General features: G+C 70.8%; 10 protein-coding genes. 4 read left to right on the forward strand and 6 right to left on the reverse strand.

The genetic code is table 11. The features are described 5' to 3' along the window. A partial coding sequence (locus tag CCS38_RS32480) for an ABC transporter permease (protein ID WP_223736910.1) occupies positions 1 to 2,017 on the forward strand: 2,017 nt, incomplete at its 5' end. A 22-nt stretch (positions 2,018 to 2,039) separates the two neighbouring features. Here the strand turns inward: CCS38_RS32480 and CCS38_RS32485 are convergent. Further along, positions 2,040 to 2,999 (reverse strand): hydrogen peroxide-inducible genes activator, encoded by a 960-nt coding sequence (locus CCS38_RS32485; protein WP_223736911.1) that lies wholly within the window; start codon positions 2,997 to 2,999, stop codon positions 2,040 to 2,042. A 130-nt stretch (positions 3,000 to 3,129) separates the two neighbouring features. Here CCS38_RS32485 and CCS38_RS32490 point away from each other — a divergent pair, with 130 nt between their 5' ends. Then, the gene (locus CCS38_RS32490; protein ID WP_030265371.1) at positions 3,130 to 3,684 is read left to right on the forward strand and encodes a peroxiredoxin; all 555 of its coding nucleotides are present in this window, start codon (positions 3,130 to 3,132) and stop codon (positions 3,682 to 3,684) included. 6 nt (positions 3,685 to 3,690) lie between these two features. Continuing rightward, entirely contained in the window at positions 3,691 to 4,224 is a 534-nt protein-coding gene (locus CCS38_RS32495; RefSeq protein ID WP_223736912.1) for an alkyl hydroperoxide reductase, read from the forward strand. A gap of 223 nt (positions 4,225 to 4,447) precedes the next feature. Here CCS38_RS32495 and CCS38_RS32500 read toward each other — a convergent pair whose 3' ends face one another. From CCS38_RS32500 to CCS38_RS32515, 4 genes are all read right to left on the reverse strand, one after another. Then, positions 4,448 to 5,941: an AI-2E family transporter gene (locus CCS38_RS32500; protein ID WP_223736913.1), complete on the reverse strand. Its 1,494-nt coding sequence runs from the start codon at positions 5,939 to 5,941 to the stop codon at positions 4,448 to 4,450. Positions 5,942 to 6,061: 120 nt separating this feature from the next. Further along, a complete protein-coding gene (locus CCS38_RS32505) occupies positions 6,062 to 6,775 on the reverse strand; it encodes an aggregation-promoting factor C-terminal-like domain-containing protein (RefSeq protein WP_223736914.1) in 714 nt (237 codons plus the stop codon). A gap of 455 nt (positions 6,776 to 7,230) precedes the next feature. Continuing rightward, positions 7,231 to 8,553, reverse strand: coding sequence for an RNA 5'-3' helicase PhoH2 (phoH2, locus tag CCS38_RS32510; protein WP_223736915.1), 1,323 nt, complete (start codon positions 8,551 to 8,553; stop codon positions 7,231 to 7,233). A gap of 368 nt (positions 8,554 to 8,921) precedes the next feature. Then, positions 8,922 to 9,701 (reverse strand): isoprenyl transferase, encoded by a 780-nt coding sequence (locus tag CCS38_RS32515; RefSeq protein WP_223736918.1) that lies wholly within the window; start codon positions 9,699 to 9,701, stop codon positions 8,922 to 8,924. A gap of 143 nt (positions 9,702 to 9,844) precedes the next feature. Between CCS38_RS32515 and mgrA the strand changes: the two genes are divergently transcribed. Further along, a complete protein-coding gene (gene mgrA, locus CCS38_RS32520) occupies positions 9,845 to 10,879 on the forward strand; it encodes an L-glyceraldehyde 3-phosphate reductase (RefSeq protein ID WP_223736916.1) in 1,035 nt (344 codons plus the stop codon). A gap of 695 nt (positions 10,880 to 11,574) precedes the next feature. Here the strand turns inward: mgrA and CCS38_RS32525 are convergent. Further along, on the reverse strand, positions 11,575 to 12,106 hold a 532-nt coding region (locus CCS38_RS32525), incomplete at its 5' end, for a prepilin peptidase (protein WP_223736917.1).

The following is a 12,106-nucleotide window of genomic DNA, read 5'->3' on the forward strand; positions in this document are numbered from 1 at the left end:
CATCGAACGCCTCCCCGGGCCCGGCGAGATGGTGGTCTCCCCCGCCCTGCGCGAACTGCTCGCCGAACCCGGCAGCGCGCAGCTGCGCGCACGCCTGGACTACAAAGCCGTCGGCACCATCGGCGACAGCGGGCTGCTCGGCCCGCAGGAGCTGACGTTCGTCGCGGGGCTGGACGACCGGTCGGCGGGCGAGGCGTACCGCATCAGCCGCTTCGGCAAGATCTTCGACCCGCGGCCGCCGAGCACGCGGCTCGTGCTGCTGATCGTCCTGGCGTGCGTGGTCCTGCTGATGCCGGTCATGGTCTTCGTCGGGACGGCCGTACGTTTCGGCAGCGACCGGCGGGAGGCCCGGCTGGCCACGCTCCGGCTGATCGGCGCGGACATTTCGGCCACCCGCCGGATCGCGGCGGGCGAGGCGGCGGTCGGCGCCGGGCTCGGACTGCTGGCCGGGCTGCTGATCTTCCTCGCCGGGCGGCAGGCGGTCGGCGCCGTCACCCTCTGGGGCGTCAATGTCTTCCCCGCCGACGTGGTGCCGGCCCCGGGCCTCGCCGCACTGGTAGCCGTCCTCGTCCCCGCGGCATCCATCCTGGTCACGCTGTTCGCGCAGCGCTCGATGACCGCGGAGCCGCTGGACGTGGTGCGCGACCGCCCGGTGTCGCGGCGCCGGCTCGGATGGCGGCTCGCGCTGCCCCTGGCGGGCCTGGCCCTGTTGCTCTCCCTGGTCTGGGAGCCGGACGCGGTGTGGTTCCGCGCCCTGCGGCTGGCGTTCGGCGCGGCCCTGCTGCTCCTCGGCGTCACCGCACTGCTGCCCTGGCTCGTCGAGGCCGTCGTGGGGCGGCTGCGCGGCGGTCCGGTGCCCTGGCAACTGGCCGTACGAAGGCTCCAGTTGTCCAGCAGCGCGGCCAACCGCGCGGTCAGCGGCATCACTGTGGCGGTGGCCGGCGCGATCGCCATCCACATGGTCTTCACCACCTTCCAGGCCGGTTACGCGGACGCGTACGCGAAGTCCGCGAGCCGCCCGGTGATCGAGCTGAGCGGCAGCACCCCGGACTGGCAGGCGACCCGGGACATGCTGGCCACGCTGCGCGGGACACCGGGTGTGACCTGGGCGCACGGCAGCGTCGGCGCGTCGGTGAGCCGGGCGGGCGACCGGGGCCACTCGGGCGGTCGCCTCGGTACCGACCACGCGCTGGTGACCGTCGCCGACTGCGCCGAGCTGCGGCGCAGGGCACACATCGGTTCCTGCCGGGACGGCGACGTCTTCCTCCCGGCCGACCGGGGCAGCCGCAGCGCGGGGTCCGGCTTCGTCCGCCCCGGCGCCCGGGTGAATCTGAATCCGCCGGACGGGTACGAGGAATCGGGTCCGCCCCGGCCATGGACCGTCCCGGAGACGGCGCGCCGCGTGACGGGCATCCGGCACGCCGGTGAGCCGCTCCCCGGCGACATCCTCGCCACCCCCGGCGCACTCTCCCCGGCGCGCCTGCGGGTCCCGGAGACGGAGCTGCGCGTCGGGTACGACAAGGCGCGGGAGGCCGATGCGGTGGAGCGCATCCGTACGGCCGCCTTCCACGCGCATCCGGGGATGCGGGAGCTGTCCGCGGTCGACAACCCGCACGACCGGCAGTACGGCGAGGTGCGCACCGCGGTGTACCTCGGTGCCGTGGTGGTCCTGCTGCTCATCGGCGCGGGGCTGGTCGTCTCCACCGTGGAGCAGCTGCGCGAGCGGCGAAGGCTGCTGTCCGTACTGGACGCGTACGGCACCCCTCGCTCGACGATGGGCTGGTCGGTCCTGTGGCAGACCGCGATCCCCGTCGTACTGGGCCTGGTACTGGCGGTGACCGCCGGCGTCGGCCTCGGCACGGTCCTGCTGACCACGACGGAGGCCGGCGCGCGGGTGGACTGGCCCGTGGTGGCCGGCATGGCGGGCATCGGCGCCGGAGTGATCCTTCTGGTCACCCTGCTGAGCCTGCCGCCGCTGTGGCGCTTGATGCGGCCGGACGGGCTGCGGACGGAGTGAACCGGCGCCGCGGCCCGGCGGTTCAGTCCACGATCCGTACCGGCAGCGGCCGCAGCGCCGTCCGCAGCGCCTCCGCGAACTCCTCGAACTCGCGCTGCCGGGCCGCGCCGGTGCGCATGGCCAGGGCGATCCGCCGGGAGGGCGCCGGGTCGTCGAAGTACCCGGTGGTCAGCTCCTCGTTGCGGCCGGTCTCCACGCGCAGCGCGGTGCGCGGCAGCAGCGTGACGCCCATCCCGCCGGCCACCAGCTGGACCAGCGTGGAGAGCCCGGCCGCGCTGGTGGTCACCGCGGCCCCTTCCTCGCGCCCCGCCTCGCGGCAGATGTCCAGCGCCTGGTCGCGCAGGCAGTGCCCCTCGTCCAGAAGCAGCAGGTCCAGCTCCCGCAGCGCCTCGCGCGGTATGTCGCCGCGGCCGCCGAGCCAGTGCTCCTTGGGCGCGACGAGCACGAAGTCCTCGTCGAAGAGCGGCAGTTCGGTGACGCCGGCGACGCCGAGCGGCACCGCGAGCAGCAGCAGGTCCAGCCGCCCGTGCGCCAGGCCGTCCAGCAGCGAGGCGGTCTGCTCCTCGTGCACCTGGAGGTCGAGGTCCGGGTACCTGCCGTGCACGAGCTTCAGCACGGTCGGGAGCAGGTAGGGCGCGACGGTCGGGATGACGCCGAGGCGCAGTACGCCGGTGAAGGGCGCGCGGGCGGCATCGGCCTCCTCCATGAGGTCGCCGACCGCCTCCATCACTGTGCGTGCCCGGGCGGCGACCCGCTCCCCCGCGGGCGACAGCAGTACTTTGCGGGTCGTACGCTCCAATAGCTGGACGCCGAGTGCGTCCTCCAGGGCCGAGACCGCACCGGAGAGCGCGGGCTGGCTCATGCCGATCTCGGCGGCCGCCTCGCGGAAATGCAGATGCTCGGCCACCGCGGCGAACGCGCGGAGCTGCGAGAACGAGGGCTGCCGGGGGCGCCCGGCGGCCGGCGTAGTGGGCTGGACCACTGATAACCACCTCCGATCAACGCCACCGAGTCTAGCTATTTCCCTGATCAATGCACGCTGTGGCACTGTGGTGAACGTCCAACCCCCAGGAAAACCCCAAAAGGGATTTCCTACCTTGCAAGGAGTGCGTGTGCTCACTGTCGGTGACAAGTTCCCCGAGTTCGACCTGACTGCCTGTGTCTCGCTGGAGAAGGGCAAGGAGTTCGAGCAGATCAACCACAAGACCTACGAGGGCAAGTGGAAGATCGTCTTCGCGTGGCCCAAGGACTTCACCTTCGTGTGCCCGACCGAGATCGCGGCCTTCGGCAAGCTGAACGAGGAGTTCGCCGACCGTGACGCCCAGATCCTCGGCTTCTCCGGCGACTCCGAGTTCGTGCACCACGCCTGGCGCAAGGACCACCCGGACCTGACCGACCTGCCCTTCCCGATGCTGGCCGACTCCAAGCACGAGCTCATGCGTGACCTGGGCATCGAGGGCGAGGACGGCTTCGCGCAGCGCGCCGTGTTCATCGTGGACCAGAACAACGAGATCCAGTTCACCATGGTGACCGCCGGCTCCGTCGGCCGTAACCCCAAGGAGGTCCTGCGGGTCCTGGACGCCCTGCAGACCGACGAGCTCTGCCCCTGCAACTGGTCCAAGGGCGACGAGACCCTGGACCCGGTCGCGCTCCTCTCGGGCGAGTGATCGAACATGGCACTCGATGAGCTGAAGTCCGCCGTTCCGGACTACGCCAAGGACCTGAAGCTGAACCTCGGTTCGGTGATCGGCAACAGCGACCTGCCGCAGCAGCAGCTGTGGGGCACCGTTCTGGCCTGCGCCATCGCGTCGCGCTCGCCGAAGGTGCTGAGCGAGCTGGAGCCGGAGGCCAAGGCCAACCTCTCCCCCGAGGCGTACACCGCCGCCAAGTCGGCCGCCGCCATCATGGCGATGAACAACGTCTTCTACCGGACCCGGCACCTGCTGTCGGACCCCGAGTACGGGACGATGCGCGCCGGTCTGCGGATGAACGTCATCGGCAACCCCGGTGTCGACAAGGTCGACTTCGAGCTGTGGTCGCTGGCCGTCTCCGCGATCAACGGCTGCGGCATGTGCCTGGACTCGCACGAGCAGGTCCTGCGCAAGGCCGGTGTCGAGCGCGACACCATCCAGGAGGCCGTCAAGATCGCGGCCGTCCTGCAGGCGGTCGGCGCCACGCTGGACGCCGAAGCGACGCTGGCCGGCTGAACCGGCCGCACCCACGCGAAAAGGCCCCCGCGGACGCGATGTCCGCGGGGGCCTTGCGCATGTCCCGGCCCGGCGACCCGCCGGAGGGGCTCTGCCGGTTGCCGGGCGCGCCACCGTCGTGGCCGTTCGCGCAGTTCCCCGCGCCCCTTCAGGGGCGCGGGGAACTGCGCGAGCAACCCGCGCGGCGCGAGAGCCGGGCGACAGGATCAGCCACCCACGGCGGTCAGCCGTCGGCGTCCCGGGACGGCGCCGGTGATCGCCGGAGGGCCTGTTCCTGGGCGTACGACCGGAGGTACGACACCACCGTATTCGTGACGGCCACCAGCGGCACCGCCACCACCGCGCCGCCGATGTCCGCGATCAGCCCGCCCGCGGCCACCGAGAGGATGACGGCCAGCGGGTGCACCCGCACCGCGCGGCCCAGGATGAAGGGCTGCAGGATGTGGCCCTCGATCTGCTGGACGGCGAGGACGACCACCAGGACCATCAGGGCCGTGAAGACGCCCTGCGTGACGAGGGCGACGACGCACGCCAGCGCGCCCGAGACCACCGCGCCCACCAGCGGGATGAAGGCGAAGAGGAAGATGAACACCGCGAGCGGCACGGCGAGCGGCACGTTCAGGAAGTACAGCCCGATGCCGATGAAGATCGCGTCGATCAGCGCCACGATCACCGTGCCCCGCACATACGCGGTCAGCGTCCGCCAGGCCCGCGGCCCGGCCCCCGCCACGCCCTCGCGCGCCGCGCTCGGCACGAGCTTCAGCAGCCACTCCCAGATGCGCCGCCCGTCGAAGAGCAGGAACAGCGTGGTGAACATCGCCAGCAGGATGCCGGTAAGCATCTCTATGACGACCGTGACGCCTTCCAGGCCCGCGCTGGTGATCTCCTCGGTGTTCGAGCCGATCGCGTCCTGGAGGTTCTTCGCGATGTCGTTGATCTGACCCTCGGTCACATGGAACGGGCTCCTCAGCAGCCAGTCCTTCAGCTCGCTGATGCCGTCCTGGACCCGGCTGGAGACCGAGTCGATGTTGTCCATGACCTGCCAGACCACGAACCAGCCGACCAGGCCCATGATGACGAAGCCGGTGATGAACGTGATGGCCGTGGCCGGGCCCCTGGGCAGCCCGCGGTGCTTGAGCCAGGCCACGGTCGGCTGCAGCAGCGCGGTGATCAGCAGCGCCGCGACGAACGCCAGCACCACCAGCTGGATGCCGGTGATGGCCCGCGCGACGACGTACACGGCAGCGGCCAGGACGAGCAGCCGCCAGCCCGCCTCCGCGGCGACCCGTATCCCCCACGGCACCGCGTCCACGGGCTCGGGTCTGGGCGGCACGGCGGGCGCGTACGCGGGCGGCGCGGGCACGGACGCCGGTACAGCGTCCCCGGCGGCCTCCTGAGGGGGCGTTGAGGGCTTCGAGGGTGCTGGGGCGGCAGAAGCGGCTTCTGTGGCGCCAGAGGCGTCCGTGGCGCGCGTGGTGCCCTCGTCCTCCGAAGGGGTACCGGCGGGCCGTTCGGTCTCCGAAGGGGTACCGCCGGGCACGACAGGCGGCTCCAGCGGCATGGGCGGCACCGGGTGGCCGCGCAGCGCGCCGTGCCCCAGCCGGCCTTCGCCGTCGGCCGCCGCGGCCTCCGTACGCCGGCGCCGTTCCTCCAGGCGCGCGGCGAGCCGCGTCAGGCCGGCCCCCGCGCCGCCGACCCACTGAGGCAGTCTGGACATGTCGCTTCCTCTTCCCCCCTCGGTCCCCGTCACTGTCGGGACGACGTTACCTGTGCCGAAAGCGCGAAACCCCCGACCCTGTGCGGTCGGGGGTTTCGCGTCGCTGTACGGCGAGCCGGTCTAGTACCAGCTGTTGGCCTGCCAGAACGACCAGGCGCCGCAGGGGCTGCCGTAGCGGTCGTTCATGTAGCTCAGACCCCACTTGATCTGGGTGGCCGGGTTGGTCTGCCAGTCGGAACCCGCGGAGGCCATCTTCGAGCCCGGGAGCGCCTGGACCAGACCGTATGCGCCCGAGGAGGCGTTGACGGCCTTGTAGTTCCAGCCGGACTCGTGGTCCACGATGTTGCTGAAGCACTGGAACTGGTCGGCCGGCATCGCCTGCCGGGCCATCGCCTGGGTCTCTGCGATCGTGTACGAAGCCTTGACGGCGATGTCACCGAGAGCGCCGCGCTCGGCGGAGCGGCTGGCGGCCTGCTCCTTGGCCTCGGCACGCTCCTTGGCAGCCTGCTTCTCTGCCGCGAGCTGCCGCTCGGCCGCGTCCTTCTTGGCCTGTGCGCTCTCTGCTGCCGCCTTGCGGGCCGCCTCCTGGGCGGACTTCAGGGCGGCGGCGTTCGCCTGGGTGGACTGGTCATCCGCCTGCTGCACGAGGGACGCCGTCTCCACCTGGGCCTGCTGGCCCATGGGGATGTCGGCGATCGTCGTGTCGGCGGCGGCGGCCTCGGTGTTGGCGACCGAGCCCGGCTCACTGCCCGACGCGACGCCGACGACGGCGCCGACTGTGGTGACCGCGGTGGCGGAGGCCACGGCGAATCCCCGGACCGAGATCCGGCTCACACGATTTCCTTCCAGCGTCGTCCGCGTAGGTGACCATCGCGGACGCAATCTTGCCCCTGGCGCTGTCCTCCGTATTGCTCCGTCCCCGAAGTGCGGGTGGGGTCGGCTGGTCACAGGAGGCACTGGCCCGGTGCTTCCCCCCTCGGGGGTCCGCGTGGTGCTCGGGCGGCATACGGCGAACGCTTTTCAGTTCTGTGGTTCTGCACCGCTGGGGGTGCCAAAGTGCCGCATGCGGGGCCTGACAGGTCCCAGACTCTGCCCGAAGCGGACGCGTGGAATCAATTCTCAGCCGGGTGTGAAAGCTCACACCCCGTTTACGCCATGGAGTTTCCGGATATCTCCGCGCGCGCCGACGCCGCCCGGCTAGGCTCTCTGGCTTCGCCGGACGGCGCAGGTCACACAACGGGTCGGAGCCGCGCCGACCTCCTCATTCAGGGCGCGGAACCTATAAAGGATCAGATACGCCCGTCCTCCAGCATTTCGGTCACCAGGGCCGCGATCGGCGACCGCTCCGAGCGGTTGAGTGTGATGTGCGCGAAGAGCGGATGCCCCTTCAGCTTCTCCACGACCGCGACCACGCCGTCGTACCGCCCGACCCGCAAGTTGTCGCGCTGCGCGACGTCATGTGTGAGCACGACGCGCGAATTGGCGCCAATACGGGACAGAACGGTCAACAGGACGTTCCGCTCCAGGGACTGGGCCTCGTCGACGATCACGAACGCGTCGTGCAGCGACCGGCCGCGGATGTGGGTGAGCGGCAGCACTTCCAGCATCCCGCGCCCCACCACCTCCTCGATGACATCGGACGATGTCACCGACGTGAGGGTGTCGAAGACGGCCTGCGCCCACGGGCCCATCTTCTCGGCCTCGGTGCCCGGGAGATACCCCAGGTCCTGCCCGCCGACGGCGTACAGCGGCCGGAAGACCATCACCTTTCTGTGCTGCCGGCGCTCCAGTACGGCCTCCAGGCCCGCGCAGAGCGCCAGCGCCGACTTGCCCGTGCCGGCCCGGCCGCCCATCGAGACGATCCCGACCTCCTGGTCGAGCAGCAGATCCAGCGCGATCCGCTGCTCGGCGCTGCGGCCGTGGATGCCGAACGCCTCGCGGTCGCCGCGCACCAGCCGCACCCGGCCGTCGGCCGTGACCCGGCCGAGCGCCTTGCCGCGCTCGGACTGGAGCACCAGCCCCGTGTGCACGGGCAGCTCCGCGGCCTCGGGAAGGTACGCGCTCTCCACGGCGAAGAGGTCGTCGACCTCTTCCGCGGAGACCGTCAGCTCCGCCATGCCGGTCCAGCCGGAGTCGGTGATCGCCAGCTCGGCGCGGTACTCCTCCGCCAGCAGGCCGACCGAGGACGCCTTGATGCGCAGCGGCAGGTCCTTGGAGACGACCGTGACGTCGTACCCCTCGGCCTGGAGGTTGCGCGCCACGGCGAGGATCCGCGAGTCGTTGTCCCCCAATTGGTAGCCGGCGGGCAGGACCCCCGGATCGGAGTGGTTCAGTTCGACCCTCAGCGTGCCGCCGACCTCGCCGATCGGGATGGGGGCGTCCAGGCGGCCGTACCGCACGCGGTAGTCGTCCAGCAGGCGCAGTGCCTGCCGGGCGAAGTAACCGAGCTCGGGATGGTGCCTCTTGGCTTCCAGCTCCGTGACCACTACTACCGGCAGCACGACTTCGTGCTCCTCGAAGCGGGCCATGGCGCCTGGATCCGCCAGCAGGACGCTGGTGTCGAGGACGTAGGTGCGCCGGTCGGCCTCACGGCGCTGCTTGCTGTTCACCACGGGTGGACGAACCCCCTCGGATGAGGTCGGGGTGCGACGGCGTCGCGGGGGATGGAGCCGGGCTCGGGCCGCGATGCGCGGGCCGGGCACCGGCCCTCCGCGTCGGCCGTGCGGTCCGCACGATCGTCCGTGATGCGCAAAGGGCCTCCCGGGCGGACGGCGGCATGCCGCCCGCTGCAGAGCGGCACCCACTGGACCTGGCTTTTCGGGTGCCGTCCTGGAAGGGATATTCCCGCGAACACCTGCTGCCATGCCCCGGCATATGACGCACGGCCAGTGAATTCGTGGTTACCGGTGAGCGGCAGGCCCCATGTGACGTCCCCGGCCCCGTCCCTGACAGGCCGTCGTCGTCCCCTGAGGGAGGTGTCCTAGACGCCGTACCGCCGGTGCCGGTAGGCGTAGTCCCGCAGTGCGCGCAGGAAGTCGACCTTGCGGAAGGCGGGCCAGAAGACCTCGCAGAAGTAGTACTCCGAATGGGCGCTCTGCCACAGCATGAAGCCGGACAGCCGCTGCTCGCCGCTCGTGCGGATCACCAGGTCCGGGTCGGGCTGGCCGCGGGTGTACAGGTGTTCGGAGATCTTCTCGACGTCGACGGTCTCGGCGATGTCCTCGACCGAGGCGCCGCGCCCGGCCTCGTCCAGCAGCAGCGAGCGGACCGCGTCCGCGATCTCCTGCCGGCCGCCGTAGCCGACCGCGACATTGACGACGATGCCGCCGATGTGGTCCGTGGTCTCCTCGGCCTCCTTCAGCACCTGCTGCGTGCCGGCGGGGAGGAGGTCGCGGTTGCCGACGTGGTGCACCCGCCAGCGGCCGTCGGCCGCGAGCCGCCGCACGGTGTTCTCGATGATGCCGAGGAGCGGCTTCAGCTCCTTCTCCGGCCGGTCGAGGTTGTCCGTGGAGAGCATCCACAGGGTGACGACCTGGACGTCGGTCTCCTCGCACCAGCCGAGCATCTCTTCGATCTTCGCCGCGCCCGCTTGGTGCCCCTGCTCGGTGGTCAGACCATCGGCGCGGGCCCAGCGGCGGTTGCCGTCCAGGATGACGCCGATGTGCTTGGGCACCTGGGAGTGGTCCAGCCGGCGCTCCACCCGGCGCTCGTACAGCTTGTACACGAACTCCCGCACAACAGGGGGATACGGGATACCCATCCCGGAAGATCGCAGCATGTGTGGTCCAGCCCCTCCGTGCCTATTTGGCGGTCGCCCCCGTCGCCTCAAGTCCGCAACTTTACGTCTCGGGAGTCGCAATGACCCAATCAGGTGTGTCACAACTCCGTGATAAGGAGATGGTCATGACTGGCACCTCTGACTACCGCGCGGCAGATTCGCGCTACGACTCCATGGAGTACCGCCGTACGGGCCGCAGCGGCCTGAAACTCCCGGCGATCTCTCTCGGGCTCTGGCACAACTTCGGCGACGACCGGACTCTGGAGTCGCAGCGCGCGATCCTGCGGCGCGCCTTCGACCTGGGCGTCACCCACTTCGACCTGGCGAACAACTACGGCCCGCCGCCCGGCTCGGCGGAGCTGAACTTCGGCAAGATCTTCGCACAGGACTTCCGGTCCTACCGGGACGAAATGATCCTTTCCACGAAGGCCGGATATCTGATGCACCCCGGTCCGTACGGAGAATGGGGTTCCCGGAAATACCTGCTCTCGTCGCTGGACGCGTCGCTTCGGCGGATGGGCGTCGATTACGTCGACATCTTCTACTCGCACCGATTCGACCCGGACACTCCGCTCGAGGAGACGATGGGCGCGCTGGCTTCCGCGGTGCAGCAGGGCAAGGCGCTGTATGTGGGCGTTTCCAGCTACAACTCCGCGCAGACCCGCGAGGCGGCCCGCATTCTGCGGGAAATGGGCGTACCGGCGCTGATCCACCAGCCCTCGTACAGCATGATCAACCGCTGGACCGAGGACGACGGGCTGCTGGACACCCTGGAGGCGGCGGGCATGGGCTGCATCTCCTTCGCGCCGCTGGCCCAGGGGATGCTCACCGACAAGTACCTGCACGGCATCCCCGAGGGCTCGCGCGCCTCTCAGGGCAAGTCGCTGGACCCGGGCCTGCTCTCCGAGGACGTCGTGCGGCGGCTGCGCGGCCTGAACGAGATCGCAAAGCGCCGCGGCCAGTCGCTGGCGCAGCTCGCGCTGTCGTGGGTGCTGCGGGACGAGCGGATGACCTCGGCGCTGATCGGCGCGAGCAGCGTGGCGCAGCTGGAGGCGAATGTCGCGGCGCTCGGCGGCGACAAGCTGACCGACGCGGAGCTGGCCGAGATCGATGAATTCGCGACCTCGACGGAGGGCGTCAACATCTGGGCGCGGCGGTAGGCCGCACAGAACAAAAAAGCGGGCCGGTCCGTGGGGGGGATACGGACCGGCCCGAGGGGGGGTTTCCACCATAACCCCCGTTGGGGCGTGCTGCGCGCATCAGCGGCGGTCAGCCCGCGTGTCACGGAGTTGATCAAGGTGTCGCGGGGGCGCCGGAACGGTGCGCGAATTCCCGAAATGATCTTGAATTCACGTACCACCACCCGCCCCATGGCGGGCCCGTGGCCTTAATGATCTTGTTCCGTACGGTGTCGGACCTGTCCCCCTCCGTCACGCGGCGAGCGTGACGGACCTCTCGTCCCGCCGGTCACGGATACCCCGCAGGAGCGACACCCGTACGGTCGCCGGCTTGACGGGATCGCGGGCCGGCCGCGGAAGGCCCGCGGAAAAAGGGAAGCGCCCCGAGTGCGGCGCGGCGCACCCGGAGCGCGAGGCAATGACCGGACTTTTCCGGTCTTCGTAACGGACTTCACCGGTCGTCGTGGGATCGTTCCGTCTCGGTCCTCCGCGGCCCCCAATCCTCAGGTCCTCGGTCCTGCCTTGCCGGACAGCGGCGCGCCGCCGTGCCGCGGACCGGCTGGTGGCTCGTCCCCGCGGGCCCTGCCGTCCCCGGCGGTGGGAACGGGCGGCCCGGGTGATGCGCTTCCAGCTGATCGCCGCGGGCGGTGCGGAAACGACAATAGGGCACATACCGGTCAGGACGTGCCGTATCCCCCAAGGAGCAGGCCGAGAAGCGTGCCGAGGACCATGAACGGACCGAAGGGCATCGCGGACTTCCGGTCCGCGCGCCGCGCGAGCAGCAGCCCGATCCCGTACACCGAGCCCAGCACGAAGCCGGCGAAGGCACCGAGGAAGAGCACGGTCCAGCCGTACCAGCCCAGCGCGATCCCCAGCGTCAGCGCCAGCTTGACGTCGCCGAAGCCCAGCCCGTCGGGCCGGATCAGGAAGAGGACGAAGTACGCGGCGGCCAGCGCGAGTCCGCCCAGCAGCGCGCCGGTCCAGGACCCGCGGTGGCCGGGCAGCAGCGCGGCGGCCCCCAGGAGCGCGGCGGTGGCGCCGGCCGCCGGCAGGGTCAGCACGTCCGGCAGCCGGTGCACGGCCGCGTCGACCGTCGCCAGCAGCACCGCGACCGGCGCGAGCAGCAGCCAGACGCCCAGCTCGGGCCGGGCCCCGACGCCCGCGGCCAGCAGCGCGCAGGCCGCGGCGGTGACGAGGGGCGCGGTGGTG

This window comes from Streptomyces purpurogeneiscleroticus (genome assembly GCF_020024005.1).
Lineage (GTDB): Bacteria > Actinomycetota > Actinomycetes > Streptomycetales > Streptomycetaceae > Streptomyces > Streptomyces purpurogeneiscleroticus.

Bases quoted from the DNA above. Each gene is read 5' to 3' on its own strand.
- CCS38_RS32515 (WP_223736918.1), bottom strand. From the start codon at position 9,701: ATGGGTATCCCGTATCCCCCTGTTGTGCGGGAGTTCGTGTACAAGCTG.
- mgrA (WP_223736916.1), top strand. From the start codon at position 9,845: ATGACTGGCACCTCTGACTACCGCGCGGCAGATTCGCGCTACGACTCC.
- CCS38_RS32500 (WP_223736913.1), bottom strand. From the start codon at position 5,941: ATGTCCAGACTGCCTCAGTGGGTCGGCGGCGCGGGGGCCGGCCTGACG.
- CCS38_RS32495 (WP_223736912.1), top strand. From the start codon at position 3,691: ATGGCACTCGATGAGCTGAAGTCCGCCGTTCCGGACTACGCCAAGGAC.